The sequence below is a fragment of the Myxococcus sp. MISCRS1 genome (genome assembly GCF_026626605.1).
Taxonomy (GTDB): Bacteria; Myxococcota; Myxococcia; order Myxococcales; family Myxococcaceae; genus Myxococcus; species Myxococcus fulvus.
Genome location: NZ_JAPNKB010000001.1, coordinates 10,057,679 through 10,073,052 on the forward strand (window position 1 = coordinate 10,057,679; position 15,374 = coordinate 10,073,052).

Consider the following 15,374-nt stretch of genomic DNA (forward strand, 5'->3'; position numbering starts at 1 on the left):
CATGAATGGTCGTGGCGTGTGGGTGGTGGCCCTCCTCGGCTTGTGGCTGGGGTGTGGCCAGGAGCGGTCTCGTCCCGAGACCTCCGCCGCGAGTGATGCGCCTCGCGTGGAGCAGGTCCGTCAGGCGGTCGCCGGAGATGCCTCGCCTCCGACCATCGTCGTGAGCGGGGTGGCGCCGGACGCCTCGGTGAAGGTGCCGCCCACGCTGTCGTGGGTCGTCACGGACCAGAGCGCCACGCGCGTGGAGGCGTGGCTGGACGGCAACCCCGCCACCAGCGGCGTGACGGTCTCCAGCCAGGGCGCGCACACGCTCGTCGTCCGCGCCACGGACACCATGGGGCTCACCACCACGGTGACGCGGAGCTTCCGCCTCGACACGACGGCGCCCGTCGTCACCGTCTCGGGGGTCGACGCGGGATGGGAGCGCGACGTCCCGCTCACCATCACCTTCAGCGCCACGGACGATACGGGGACGCCGCCCACGGTGGTGGCGACCCTGAACGGCCAGCCCTTCACCAGCGGCACCACCGTCTCGACGGTGGGCTCCTACACGTTGATCGTCACCGCCACGGACGCCGCGGGCAACGCGACGACCCGGGAGCTCCACTTCATCCTCGACTGGACGGCGCCGGTGGTGGCCGTCAGCGGCGTGGCGAACGGCGGCCGGTATCCCAGCGCCGTCATCCTCTTCAGCGTCACGGATCTGACCCTGGACACCGTCGTCTCGACGCTCGACGGCGCACCCTACGAGCAGGGGACCACCATCTCTGCCCATGGGGCCCACACCTTCCAGCTCACCGCGAAGGACCGCTTCGGCCGCACGTCCATCGTGACGCGCAACTTCTTCGTGGATGCGCTGGGACCCGTCATCACCATCACCGGGGTCCACGAGGGCTTCATCAGCAAGCTGTCCTCGGTGGTCATCCACTACAGCGCGACGGATGACTCGCGAGGTCCCGTCGACGTGCGCGCGCGGCTGAATGGCGAGTCGTTCAACAGCGGGGATGCCACACCCATCTGGGGCAACCTGACGCTGGAGGTCACCGCCGAGGACGACCTCTTCAACCTCTCCCGCGAGGTGGTGAACTTCATCCTCGACCCGGTGCCCCCCGTCCTCACGGTGACGGGCCTGCCGAGCAGCCCCGTGGTGGATGTCGAGGAGGTGGTTCCCAGGTTCGAGGCCACGGACTCGCTCACGAGCGTGTCGATCTCCGCCACGCTCAACGGGAATCCCATCGCGAGTGGTGACCCCATCACCCTGCAGCGGCTGCACACGCTCATCGTGGAGGCCACCGACCAGGCCGGAAACGTCACGCGGCAGGAGCACACCTTCACCATCGACCGGACGGACCCGTCGCTGACGGTGACGGGCGTGGAGGAGGGGGGCCGCTACGCCGCGCCGGTGGCCATCACCTTCTCCGCCACCGACGCGAACTTCCTCTCGGTGACGGGGACGCTGGACGGAGCGCCGTACACGTCGGGTGACCCCATCACCACCCATGGGCCCCATGTCTTCGTCGCCGTCGCGCTCGACCGGGCGCAGAACCGCACGGAGGTCCGGCGCGAATTCCGCGTGGACGCCCAGGCCCCGGTCATCACCATCACGGGTGTCTCCGAGGGCCTCATCACGAAGGAGACGGTGACGCCGAACTACACCGTCACCGATGAAGGCACGGTGACGGCGTCCGCGACGCTCGATGACGCACCCTTCGAGCGTGGGACGCCCGTGACCGGGGAAGGCCCTCACACGCTGGTCGTCACCGCCTCGGACGACCTGGGCAACGAGGACTCGCGGACGGTCCACTTCACGGTGGACCGCTCGGCCCCCGTGGTGACGCGGGTGAGCCCCGCGGATGGCACCAGCACCCCCCAGGAGAGCCTGGAGCTGGTGCTCCAGGTGACGGACACCTGGTCGAACGTGACGGTGGAGCTGGGGGCCACGGAGCTCTCCCCTGGCGGCGACGGGCGCTATCGGACGTCGCTGGCGCTGGTGGAGGGGACGAACCTCTTCGAGGTCGTCGCGACCGATCAGGCCGGCAACGTCACCCGACACGCCGTCTCGCTGATTCGCGACTCGAAGAAGCCCGAAATCATCGTCACCGCGCCGGAGGACAACGTCCAGGTGGCGGAGCTGTTCACCGACGTCATCGGCCGCGTCGTGGACGCGTCCTCGGTGACGCTCACCCTCAACGGGGCCCCGGTGACGCTCGCGTCGGATGGGAGCTTCTCCCACCGCGTGACGCTGACCGCCGGAGTGAACACGCTGACGCTCGTCGCGACGGACGCCCACGGGCACGTGGAGACGGTGTCCCGCACCGTCCGCGTGAGCGCCACGAAGCCCACGCTCGTCGTCACCTCGCCCGCGGAGGACATGGTCGTCACCACGGCCACGGTGACGGTGGTGGGCAACGCCAAGGCTGGTGAGCCGCTGGGCACCGTCACCGTGACGGTGGATGGCGCGCCAGCGACCGTCTCGGCCTCGGGCGATTTCTCGCACGTCGTGTCGCTGTCCCCGGGCCAGACGCGCTCCATCTCCATCATCGCGCGCGACAACCATGGCGCCACGGAGGAGGTCGTCCGCACGCTCACGCGCGCGGAGGCGGACGGTGGGTCGCCGGACGCGGGCGCTCGCCCGGATGCTGGCGGTGGCGCGTCGAGTGATGGCGGCACGGCCTCTCCGGATGGTGGCGGCCAGGGTTCGCCCCAGGACGCGGGGCCCGGCGTGGAGCCCGACCCGATGCTGGTGGTCGAGGCGCCGGTGGAGGGCGGCGTGTACGGCGGCGCCCGCTTCGTCGTCAGCGGTCATGTCGAGGGTGGAACGCTACCGCTGCGCGTCACCGTGCAGGGCGTTGGCGTGGCGGTGAACGGGCGCGACTTCACGGGCGCGCTGACGCTCGATGATGGAGACCACGACCTCCAGTTCAAGGTGACGGATGCCCGGGGGCGCAGCCACACCCAGACGCGCGCCGTGGCGGTGGACCGAACGCCGCCGCACCTGGTGCTCACCGAGCCCACGCCTCCCGAGGCGTGGAATCGCCTCTCACGCTCGCCCTACCTGCTGCAGGGCACCGCCGGAGACCGGCACCTGACGGAGGTGCTGGTCAATGGCACCCCCGCGCGCGTCATCGCGGGCGCGTTCAGCGCGTACGTGCAGCTGGTCCCCAACACGCCGACGCCGGTGGTCGTCACCGCGTCCGACGTCGTGGGCAATCGCAGCCAGCGGTCCGTGGAGCTGACCCTCCGGGGGGGCGCGCCGCGCGTCACCATCCTCGAGCCCGCGCAGGGCTCGGAGTCCGAGGACGCGGTGGTGACGGTGCGCGCTCGCGTCGAGAGCGCCGCGCCGCTGCGCGAGGTGCGCATCGGCACGAGCACGGTGACGTCGACGACGGACGTGTACTCGGCGGAGGTGCCGCTGTCCCACGGGGAGAACGTCATCCACGTCACCGCCGAGGACACCCAGGTTCCCGAGGGCGAAGCCAGCGGCATGGTGGGCTCGGCCAGCGTCACCGTGCGCTACCTGGAGGCGAGCAAGGCCCCGCTCGTGGTGACGGGGGTGTCGCCCCGCGCCGGTGAGCAGGGCGTGGAACCCGACGCGCTCATCAGCGTGTCCTTCAACAAGCCCATCCTGGGCACGGGCCTGTCGGAGCGCTTCCTCGTCCGTGTCCAGGGGCAGTCCACGCCGCTGCCGGGTGGCTACTCGGTGGTGCCGGGCTCCCAGACGGTCTCCTTCATCGCGAGAGATCCTCTCCCCGAAGGGGCCCGCCTGACGGTCGAGGTGAAGCAGGGCCTGGCGCCCGAGACTCCGCCGGGCATGGGGGGCGACTTCTCCAGCGACTTCACGGTGCGCAGGCCGCTCACGCGCGTGCGCGGCTACGTCGTCGACGCGGACTACCGCCCGCTGCCCGGGGTGAAGGTCGCGATGGAGGGGACGAGCCTCTCCACCGTGACGGGGCCCGATGGCAACTGGACGCTGTTCAGCCCCCGGGGTGGGGAAGTGGTGATGCGGTACGAGGGCGGCCTGACGTCCGAGGGCGCCACGTACCCGAGCCTGCGTCGACGCCTGTTCGTCAACCACGAGGCCGACACGCTGGACGCGCCCCTGGTACTCACCGCGGTGGACATGGCGTCCGCGCAGGTCGTGGACGCGCTGCACCCCATGGCGCTGCGCTTCGCGGACCGTCAGCCCGACCTGCACATCGACGTGCCCGAGGATGGGCTCTTCTTCGAGGACGGCATGACGCGTGGGCTCGTCACCGCCACGGAGCTCCAGCCGTATGCGCTGCCGCTGCCCATGGATGGACGCGCGGCGCTCGGCGCGCTGTGGCAGATAGGCCCCGCGGGCGTGCGGCTGCAGAAGACCGTGTCCGTGACGTTCCCCAACCGCGCCCAGCTCCCCGTCGGACGGCTGGCCCTGGTGCTGGGACATGACCCGCAGCGCCACGTGCTCAAGCGCGTGGGCTTCGCCCAGGTGTCGCCGAACGGCAAGACGCTGGAGCCGCTGGCGCCGCTGGGGCTCACGTCGCTGGAGTTCATCGGCTACGTGCCGCTCAACGACGAGCAGCATGTCGCCGTCGCCCAGGCGCTGGGGCTCTCGCTGCCGGATGCGGGCACGGAGCAGGGCGAGGGATTCCAGGGCTCGAGGCCGCGGAGCACTCCATCCGAGCCGCTCTGGAAGAAGTTCATGACGAACTTCATGGTGACCCAGGCGCATGCCCAGCTCGGTGGGCTGGACCTGGCGGGGTACAACGCCTTCGACACGATGCTCGGGATGGCCGTGCCCGGCGCGGTGCTGGGCTCGGTGCGCGCGCCGCTGGAGCGGCAGCTCGAGCTGGAGGTGCGTGCGCCCGCGCTGCCCGCCGTGGGACAGCCCGCGTCCGAGCAGACGGTGGCGATGCCGTACACGCTGGCGCTCGACTTTCGCTCGCAGTTCGTCTCCTCGGACCCGTATGACGTGGAGAATCCGGAGACGGTGCTCGTCAAGCTCGTGGCGCAGGGGCCCTCGGGCAACCTGCCCGAGCCCACCGCCGGCGCCTGGCAGTCGGAGGGCGAGGGTGAGGCCGCGCTGGCGCCTCGCGTCGCGCTCCCCGTGGGCAAGACGACGCTGACGCTGTCCGCGCAGTCGAAGTCCACGCACCGCTTGATGAAGTTCGAGGCGGAGCTGGTGGTGGAGCCCTCCGATGGCGGCCCGGCGAGCGCGAAGCTGCGGCTGCGCACGCTGGAGGACACCTTCTCCGAGGCCGGGGACGAGGCGGTCCACAGCCCGGTGCGCTTCAAGAACCTGCGCGTGACGCTCACGGGGCCCGGCAGCGGCTCGGCGGGCACGACGGGTGAGTCGGGCGGCTACGGCATCCCCGTGCCGGGCTTGATGGGCGGAGAGATGGGCATCTCCTGCACCGAGATTCCCACCGGCCCGCGAATGGTGGAGCGCCTGGGCGAGGACGGGGTGATGCACTACACGCCCACGCTCAACCAGTTCCCCGTCTGCTCGCAGACGTACTGGCTGTACCCCGGCAGGACGACGCGCGCGGACATCCTGGTGGACGTGCGCATGCTGTACGGCGCGCTGACGTTCGTGGACCGCCACGGCGAGCCGCTGGCCCTCAACTGCGACCCGGAGGCCCACAGCCAGAAGGCGCCCGTGCAGGGCGAGTACACGGACATCGCGCTCAAGGATGTGAAGTCGACGGAGGTCCACTTCTTCCGCGCGGATGACCTGGAGCACCCCATCGCGACGTTCGCCGCGGGCACGCCCAACGGCGTGGCCTGCACGCAGGGCCCGACGGAGGATTCGCCGCACGGCTACTACGCGCGCGTGCGCACCGGCCCGGCGGCTCGCATCCGGCAGATGGCGCGTGAGCGCTGCCGTGAGCTGGACAGGCAGCTGGGCGGGGCGGATGCCGGTGGGCTGAGCGCCGAGGACCAGGGCTATTACGACGGCAACTGCCGCGACAACCGCACCAACACCCTGCGGCTGAACCCGGGAGACCGGCTGGTGGTCTTCGCGGTGAACCACGCGACGGGCTACTCGGGCATGACGTCCGTCATCGTGCCGGCCATCAACCGCGTGAGCCGCACGGAGACCGGCGGATGCCAGGCCGACGACGAGGCCGGCGGACCGCTCCAGGTGACGGAGCTGGGCGAGCCGATGACGCTGTCCCGGTGCACGCAGACCGAGCTGGGCATCCCCGCGGACCTGAAGCTCTTCCCGCCCGAAATCGATGTCCGCGTGGCCCGACGCATGACGCCCGAGGGTGTCCAGGTCGCCATGCGCCCCACGCTCATCCGGCACGGCGGCGCGGCCACGACGCGCGATGACTTCCTGCAGATGGCCACGCACTGGCGCGTGCGTCAGCTCCCCGAGCCGACCACCGATGGCGGCGTGGTGGACGCCGGCGCGTCCGGTGGCGGTGATGGTGGCTCCTCGGGCTCCGAGTGCACGGACGCGGGCTTCCTGCCCGACGGCGGCATCTGCGAGCCCGACATCCTGAGGGACCGTGGCGCGCCGGGTGAGGAACTGGAGCAGTTCTGCTCGGAGCTGCCGCCCACGTCGCCCCAGCGTCTGCAGGGGCGGTGCGACACGGGGACGCCGCGCGTGGTGGATGTGCCGCCGGGGGTACCCCCGCTCGCGGGCCGGCTGGTGCAGGTGACGCAGACGGCGGTGGAGCAGCCGGTGGTGGTGGCCTTCCCGGTGCGACCGGGTCGCCACACCGCCTCCGTGCAGGCGTCGCTGACGTACCAGAACGAGTCCGGGGCGATGGTGTCGCTCAGCTCGCTGACGCGCGCGAACTACTACCTGCACGTCGTCGGTCACCCGATGTACGAGCGGGACCGGAACGACGACGGCTTCCTGCAGCCGGACGAGGTGAACTCGCCGCCGCCGAACTTCTGCGAGCCCGGCGAGTGCCAGAACCGCGACGGCGAGGTGGAGCCCGACGAGGAGTCGGAGACGAACCCCGACAAGCTGCCCAAGTGGGCGGTGGGGCTGAAGAACGTCTACCGGCACCGTGAGTCGGATGGCTCGGCGCTGGAGCGGTATGACCGCGCTCGCGAGCACGAGTTCCGCGTGCTGGAGCTGGGCAAGGTGACGGTGAGTGCCCGGCCGGGGGACTCGGCGGGCGCCGATGGTGGCAGCCCGGACGCGGGGCGGGTGCTGACGGGGGTGCCGAGGCCCTCGGCCAGCGAGGATGACCTGGCGTACCAGTTCCTCATCGACGGCCTCCAGGAGCCGGACGTGCCGGGCCGCGCGGGCACGGTGAGCGGTGAGTACCGCCTGCGACTGGGCACGGATGACTTCGGCATCGAGTGCCCGGTGGTCATCGAGGGAGGCCGCATCCGCGGCACGTGTGATGGCGAGTTCCTGCCGGAGGTGCTGTCGGCGGCGGACATCCTGTACTTCGAGCTGTACCTGAGCGGGAACGCGGACAATGTGCTGTACCGCTTCAACTTCCACGGAATCTCCCCGCGCACGGACTTCGTGACGGCGGGCAGCGAGGACACGCTGGAGCGCTCCCTGGCGCGGGCGACGTCTTCGTCCCCGTCGCTGACGAGCCTGGCGTCACCGGAGGTCGCGCGTCCCATCTCCGTCAAGGCGATGGCCCACTTCGCCATTGAACCGGAGACGATGACGAACGGCATCGTCCGGCTGTGCGAGGGGCCGGACTGCAACGCGAACACGCTGCTGAAGGCGGCGGAGCTCAAGTACAGCCGGAACGCGGACACGGGCGTCGGGACGTACGATGTGGTGCGCTACCTCGACGAGGGCAACGCGCGCGTCAAGCAGCCGCTCATCCTCTTGACGAAGCCCGGCGCGAATGGCGCCCGCCGCTTCGCGCTGCCGCTGTCGAACGATTTGGGCCGCATGCACGACATGCTGTCGAGCGGGCGGGAGCTGTTCCTGGTGCTGGAGCCGGAGCCCGGCATCTTCGGCGCGAGCGCGCCGGTGAAGATGGCGCTGGGCGAGCCGGTGGGCCGCTACAGCTTCGTCAACGCGCGTGCGGCGGGTCAGTCGGTGGTGGAGAACGTCAACCTCGCCGGTGGGCACCTGAGCGTCACGCACGAGGACTTCTCCGTGCCGCACCTGGCGGAGTCCGTGAGCTTCTCGCGCACCTTCAACAACCAGCGCAACGAGATGACGCCGCTGGGCGTGGGCTGGTCCCATGCGTACGAGGGCTTCGTCGTGGAGGAGGAGCTCGGGCGCTACATCGTCGTCCTGAGCGGCCAGTCGTATGACTTCCCCCGGTGCGAGACGGTGCTTCGCCAGGACCAGTCCGCGAGCGACTGCCGGACGGACAAGTCGCACGGTGGCAGCCTCACGGTGACGCGCGCGGGCGCGGAGTTCGTGACGCCTCAGGGCATGGTGTTCCGGTTCCTGCGGCCCTCTGTGCTGGACACGGGCATCGCGGAGCAGCGCCGGTGGGTGCTCTCCGAGTACTCGGATGGGTTGGGGCAGGACAGCCCGAAGCAGGGCTGGACGGCGCTGACGTACGCGCAGGACTCGGACCGGGTGCTGCGCGTGACGCGGACGCCCGGGCATGTGTCGCTGGCGTTCGAGTACGAGGAAATCGACGAGGACGAGGCCTCGGAGAAGCTCCAGCTCCTGGCGCGGACGCAGGGACTGAAGTTGCTGTCGGCGGTGGGGCTGTATCGCAACGAGCACCTGCCCTCGGACCCGGAGGACGCGCCCGACGACGACGACGCCATCCATCGGGTGGAGTTCGAGCACGACAAGTGGGGCAACCTGAGGCGCGCGGTGCGGCGCACGGGCCTGCCGCAGCAGGCGTGGGTCTACGAGTACGCGCCGCTGCCCGAGACGGGCTCGGGGTACAACAAGTGGCGCCTGGTCAACGAGCTGCGCACGGCGCGCTACCAGGTGACGGCGGTTCCGGTGCCGGTGCTGGGCGAGCCGACGTTCCACGACCAGTGGGTCGCCGACTACACGAGCAGCGGGACGTCCCGCACCTACGAGCACGTGCAGTCCGCGGAGGTCATCGACTCGGCGACGAGCTCGGGCAAGGGGCCCCGGCCGTACCAGTACGTCTACGCGAGCGGCGGCAGCCGCACGGTGACGCGGCCCGATGGCGTGCAGGTGCTCTACACCCTGACGAGCTACGGCAGCGCCGAGAGCGTCACCGTGGGCTCGTTCAACGAACACAAGACGGTGTGGCGCTCGGATGGACAGGTGTCGCCGAAGGAGGTGACGCTGCCCAACCAGTCGAAGCTGGACTACGACATCGACGCGTCGCACCGACTGCTGTCGCTGAAGGTGACTGCGCCTGGGGGCAACGAGTACCAGGGGCCCATCGCCCCCGGCACCCAGGCGGAGGTGGTCCGCCAGACGTTCCCGAACCCGGCCAACCAGAAGTTCGGCATCCCGGACCAGCGCATCACCCCCGCCACGACGGGGACGCAGTCCCTCACCACGCGCGTCACCCCTCAGGGGCAGGTGGAGGGTGTCACCGTCACCAACAGCAACGGGACGACGGCGCGCAACACCGGGACGCGGCGGTTCAAGACGGACGGCTCGGGTGTCCTCGAGTCGGAGACCGACGCCCAGGGACAGGTGACGACGTACAGCAATCCCAATGCCTTGGGGTTGTCGCAGCGCATCGTCGTGACGAACCCGAACGCCACGGATGGGCTGGGGCTGGGGACGCTGACGCGCGAGCTGACGTACGACGACTTCGGCTACGTCACGAAGCTCACGGAGGTGGAGACCGGAACCTGGGAGGAGTGGAGCTACGACAGCCTGGGCCGTGTCACCCGTCACCGCGTGCAGTTGTCCCCCACGCAGGGCTGGGCATGGACGTACACGTACACGCCCGCGAACCGTCGGGTGACGATGACCGAGCACCTGGATGGCTCCGCGCCCGTTCGCACGATGGACACCTGGGAGGTGACGGAGGGCGAGGAGTCGACGCGCGGGCTCTTCGAGGAGGAGCGCACGCCTTACGGAGCTCCCGGCCATGAGGCCATCGCGGTGCGCAAGCGGCACCTGCGCAACGGCCGGTGGGTCTCCACGACGGATGCAGCGGGGGTCGAGCGTGCGTACGACTACGACACTTCGGGTCGCCTGCTGGCGGTGCGCATCGTCAGCGCCGGAACGAGTTCCGGTCCCTCCTCGGCCGTGGAGAAGAGCTTTTCGGAGTTCGACACGAACGGGAGCGCGCGGAAAATCACGGACCACAACGGGCTGGTGACGCGCATCGGTCACGACTTCCTGGGTCGGCCCGTGTACTGGGACTACACGGGCGCGGACGGACTGAGCGGAGATGCCAGCACCGAGGAGTGGCGCCGAAACTTCCAGGGCGACGTGGTGTCTCGCTCGTTCGGCAACAGCGCTTCCAGCCATGTGCTGGACATCGCTCCGGACGCGCTGGGACAGGTGCGCTCGACGAAGACGAACCTCGCGGGGGGCGCGGCGACGAGCGTCGACGTCACCACGGACTATGACGACCTGGGGCGCGTGACGCGGCAGCAGGACCACGTCATGGAGACGGACGAGCACTTCGAGTATCGCGACGTGCTCGGTCGCCAGACGCGCTACACGCGGACGATGGCGACGGGCTCAGCGCCGCTGCAGCTCGTGGAGACGCGTCGCTACGAGGACGGGATGCATTCCTCCGAGTACCGCCGCAAGGTGACGATTACGCGGACCATCGGTCTGCCAGGCGGAGGGACGCCGCGCACCGAGGTGGAGGAGGAGTACTACGACCTGGCGGGACGGCTGGTGGAGCAGTCCCGCACGCTCTCGGGGCAGGTCTCCCGGTGGCGCTACACATACAACCCTCGGGGCCAGGTGCTGACCGAGGTGGTGCCGACGGATGCGTCGGGTACCGAGACGACGACGTACCACTACGACTCCGCGGGCAACCTCTACCGCAAGAACGAGCCTGGGGACGCGGCCAACCCCGCCGCCGTCACGGAGCTCTTCGTGGATGGGGAAGGGCGCACCGTGCGCCAGGTGGGGCCGCATCCCGATGTGGACTGGCGCTACCGGTACGACGCCTTCGGACAGCTCTCGCGCAAGGAGCTGGTGGCCGCGGGGGAGAACACCGTCGGCGCCACGTGGACGTATGACTATGGGTTGAGTGGGAAGCCGGGCGCGGATGGCTCGGTGCCGGACTCGGCGACGGTGGAGACGGACCCGCTCGGGTACAAGACCTATCGCTACTTCAACGCGCGCTACCAGGTCCTCAAGGAGGTGCGCGAAGACAAGCTCGAGGTCGCCGGTGGCGGGACGAGCACGAGCGGGAACACCCGGACCACGACGTACAGCTACGCGGGGCCCTGGCTGCAGAAGCAGGTGACGACGGAGCAGACGGCGGGCGGCGCGGGCTCTCCGACGGTGCTCACGTTCGAGCACAAGAAGTTCGATGACCGGGGCCGCTCGCTGGAGGCGCGCGAGCACTGGCAGCGGGGCTCGGACTCGTATGAGTACGTGACGAAGTCGCCGTGGATGGGGCGCACCGTGACGGTGCTCCAGACGGGGACGATGAGCGCCTCGCCGCCTGTCACGCTGCCTTCGCGGCAGTTCGAGGTGGAGACGAATGGCCTGGGGCAGATGGAGTCCCGGACGCAGGGCGGGCTGACGGACACCTGGGCGTATGACGCCGTGGGCCTGATTGCCCGCGAGCAGCCCGCGGGGCAGCCGTCGAAGCGCTACACGTACGAGCAGGGCTTGCTGACCGAGCTCGTCCTGGGCACTGGCGCGGACTCGGAGCCTACTTACCTGGCGTACCGGCAGGACGGTCGGCTCAAGAGCGTGACGGACCCGGCCGAGCGCGTGCGGGCGTACTTCTATGGGCCGCGTGGCTTGCTGGTGCGCGAGTGGTTCGGCAAGGGCGGCGAGTCGACGGAGACGAACCTCTCCTACGACGCGGGTGGCTTCCTCGCGAAGGTGTGGAAGGACCCGGCGAAGCCCGCGGAGGCATGGGAGTACAAGAACGGCCCGTTCGGAGAAGTGCGCCGGGTGACGCCGCCGGGGCTCGCGGCCTTCAATTACGAGTACGACGCCGCGCGGCGATTGACGGCCATCCACCGTCCCTCGGGTGGGGTGCCCTCGGAGTCGTTCGAGTACGACTACCTGGGGCGGAGCACGAAGCGGAAGCGCGGGACCTCCGAGTGGGTGTCGTCGTGGGTGAACGGCGTCGTGCACTCGACGAGCCCGAGCAACTCGGAAACGTCGGGTGGCAGTGATTGGGACATCACCGAGACGCTGGTGGATGGTCGGGGACGGCCGGTCTGGAAGGCCATCACCGCTGGGGCTTCGTCGGAGGACCAGCAGGACATCAGCCGTGTGGGCTTTGCCTACGACGCGCTGGACTCGCTGGTGCAGGCGCACGAGACGCGTGGTAGCGGGAACGTGCTGAACCGGTTCAGCTACGACGGACGCGGACGCATCGAGTGGCTCGAGCGCGGCAAGGACCACGCGACGGACAAGGATGACCGGGTCGACTTCACGTATGTGACGGGGAGCGATCTGCTCCACCGGAGCACGTCGGGTCGCGCGGCGGATGGGGCTCGGCTCGAGGAGGAGTTCAGCTACGACGCGCTGGCTCGCATCAACGCCGTGCGGATGCGCGTCGATGGCGTCCAGCAGAGCGAGCGCACCGTGGCGTGGGAGCCGGGTGGGAGTCGGCTCTCGCGTATCGCGGACGGCTCACTCGTCGAGCGCAACTGCTACGACGGCCGTGGTTGGCTGACGTCGGTCCGGGCCACGACGGTGGCGATGGATGTGGAGTGCAGCCAGTCGCCCAGCGCGCCGCGGCTTGCCTTCGAGTACACCTATGATGCTCGCGGCAATCGCATCCGCGAGGACGCTCGACGCCCGGACGCGCTGGGCGCCCTGGTCAACGAGCCGACGGAGTATGGCTATGACCTGGCGGACCGGCTGACGGGAGTCCGTTACCCGGGTGGCGCGGCGGAGCTGTACAGGCTCGCGGCGGATGGAACGCGGCTGGGGGCGCGGTTCGCCACGAGCCACTCCGGCTCGCTGTCGACGGAAGGGTACGACCTGGCGTCGGGGGCGCAGCGGCGCCTGGTGTACGGCTTCGACGGCGCGGGTGGACTGAAGTCCATCGATGACCAGGCGCTGTCGAGCGGACAGCGCGTGGCGACGTACTTCACGGATGGCTCGGGACGTGTGCGGCGCGAGAAGCGCTCGGACACGGACGTGACGAACTACGACTGGGATGCGGAGGGGCGGCTGGCCCAGGTCCGTGACCAGAAGCCCGGCGTGGGCGGGGCTCCGTCCGTGACGACGGAGACCCAGTACCGGTACGGCTACGACGGCCTGCGGCGGGCGCGGACGACGGCCTCGGGCACCACGCGCTACGTGTGGGCGGGGGAGCAACTCGTCGAGGAGCAGCTCGTCGGGGGCGCGCGACTCCACCAGGAGGTACTCGCTGGGCTGACGCTCTCCTCCGGGGGAGAGCGCATCGTCCACGACGGACTGGGCAGCGCGGTGGGGCGCGTTGACGGGACCGGAAACCTGACGACGCAGTCCCGGTTCGATGCCTGGGGTGGATACCGGGCGGGCCATGTCCCGGGTGAGAACCAGTCCAGTGTCGGCTTCACGGGGCATGCATGGGACGCGGCGGCGGGGCTCACCTATGCCCAGCAGCGCTGGTACGACGGAAGGACCGGACGGTTCCTGTCCGAGGACTCCGTGGGCGCGGAGGCGTACCTGAATGCTCCCATGGGCATGCAGCCCTGGGGTTATGGCAATGCCAATCCGACCCGATTCACGGACCCGGATGGTCGGTCCTCTTGTTACAGCGGAGAGAGCCACACTGCGTGCGAAGCGCGCCTGGCGTTGTCGGGACGTTGGGGCTCCTCACCCTTCCACCAAGGTGATCTGACCGATTTCCGCGGGCCCTATGAGCGGATGGAGGAGGAGCGGCAGCGGGAACTCCAGAAGAGCGTCCAGGGGGCTTTCCTCGCCGTGGGCGTGGGGATCTCTCTTGCGGCTCCGCCGATCGCTCTTGCAATGGTTGAAGCTGGGAGCATCTCGGGGACAACGGCCGCCACTGGCGTGTGGCTGGTCGAGACAGGGGCAGGAACTGTTTCGGAGTATGGCCTGACCGGCAACGTCACGGCCGAAGGCGTGGCGTTCAATGCCGTGACGGCGGGGCTCGGAACGGTGGGGCTACTGTCTCACGCGGATGTGTTCATGCCATCCGTTGGAGGGACGATTGCCGAGGTCGATGGCGTGGCTCAGGTCGTCCGGGCCGGCGGCACTGGTGGTTTTGCTCGCACCGGCGCCAGGAGCTATCGGGGAGGCCTCACGGGACCCGTGATGGACTCTGGTCCCGCCACTGTCGCAAATCGGCTTTCCCCCAAACGTTTTGCTCGGCTGAGGTCGATTAGGCCGAAAGGCGGACAGGGCGGGATTCCATATTTGGATGAGGTTCCTACGAGCAGGATGTTTGGGCAGGAGCGGATAAACTCCTGTGGACCGGCTTGTGCTCGCCAGCTCCTCAAGGATGTTGGCGTGGATGTCAGTGAAGCTGTTCTTCGCAAAAAGGCTTTCCTGAAGCCGGATTCGGATGGCATCAGTGCCGAGACCTTGGCAGGGCTACTGGATGAATTGGATCCGAAGTCGCACTGGGATGGCGGTAGCGTCTCTTTCGAGCTGTTGGACAGAATTCCGCGTCCGTTCGCTGCGATGCTCAAGACCGACTCCGGAAATCATCATTGGGTGATTATTGATGAGGTGCTGCCGACTCAAGTGAAGCTGCGGGACCCATGGGGGCCTGAAGCCATCGCGAAGCCAGTGCGTCCTGGACCTGGAAGAGGAACTGTCGCGACGGGGGATCGGGCGACTATTCAGTACCGATGGGATCTTTCGCTTAATAAGGTGGTGTGGCGAAGGAGGCCGAAGTGAAACCGAATGAGGTGGTGTCTGTTCTGAGAGGGTATGGGGTGAGGGCTGATTTCAACGAGGAGGGAGGACGCCGGATCGTGGGTGGGCGACGACTCGAGGGCATGAAGGTGATTGATCCGTTCATCATCTACGAGAAGGGTGGGAAGTGGCTCTTCGGCGTTCCCGGGGCGAGTGGGTTGGGGGAGGATCATGAGATGGCGTCTCTCGATGAGGCCGTCGAGAGAGTTCGTGGGTATTTGAAGTTGGGGTGACGAGATGACTTCGGGGAACGTGGCGGGTGAGAGGTCGTGAGTCACGAACTCATGAGGTGATTCGTATGCGATGTCCTCGTCTGACGGCGCGTTCTTGGTTCGTGAAGGCGAGCCCTGAGCGGGCGCTTCCGCGCTGAAGAATCTCGAGAGCCCCGAGGCGTGAACGCAGTCGCGGTTGACCCGCGACGCCACGCCGGAGGTGTGTCCGAGAGCCTCGATTCCCGCTCCCGTGAGGGAAA

2 protein-coding genes are annotated in these 15,374 nt (G+C 69.1%); both read left to right on the forward strand.

Translation table 11 applies throughout. From position 1 onward, the window contains the following. The first annotated feature begins 1 nt into the window (after window position 1). Window positions 2-14,884 (forward strand): RHS repeat-associated core domain-containing protein, encoded by a 14,883-nt coding sequence (locus OWM54_RS40280; RefSeq protein WP_267700768.1) that lies wholly within the window; start codon window positions 2-4, stop codon window positions 14,882-14,884. Next, entirely contained in the window at window positions 14,881-15,135 is a 255-nt protein-coding gene (locus OWM54_RS40285; RefSeq protein WP_223783650.1) for a hypothetical protein, read from the forward strand. The genes OWM54_RS40280 and OWM54_RS40285 overlap by 4 nt, the downstream gene beginning before the upstream one ends. Window positions 15,136-15,374: the final 239 nt, after the last annotated feature.

Coding starts and splice junctions, on each gene's coding strand:
- OWM54_RS40280 (WP_267700768.1), top strand. CDS start 2: ATGAATGGTCGTGGCGTGTGGGTGGTGGCCCTCCTCGGCTTGTGGCTG.